Annotated in this window: 1 protein-coding gene; it reads right to left on the reverse strand. The window is 65.6% G+C overall.

Translation table 11 applies throughout. The features are described 5' to 3' along the window. Positions 1–273: CoA transferase (locus tag ACVA6Q_RS24660; protein ID WP_446649221.1), on the reverse strand; the 273-nt coding region annotated here is incomplete at its 3' end. Between the last annotated feature and the right edge of the window lie 3 nt (positions 274–276).

Below are 276 nucleotides of genomic sequence, written 5' to 3' on the forward strand. Positions count from 1 at the left end.
GGCCTGCGCCACCAGCTTGAGCAAAATCGCCCGCCCTTCCGGGTGCTTCAGGTTGACGGTGACGGACTGCTTGCCCGCATTGACGGCGACGAACGAGGCGCCCATCTTGCGGCGCGCCTGTTCCGGATCGGCACCCAGGCGGCGGGCAAGATCGCCATTGCCAGGCACCTCGACCTTGATCACTTCAGCGCCGAGCAAGCCCAATTGATAGCCGCAGAACGGCCCGGCCAGCACGTTCGACAAGTCGAGCACGCGCAAACCCGCGAGAGGCAAAGC

It is taken from the genome of Vibrio sp. DNB22_10_4 (assembly GCF_052879755.1).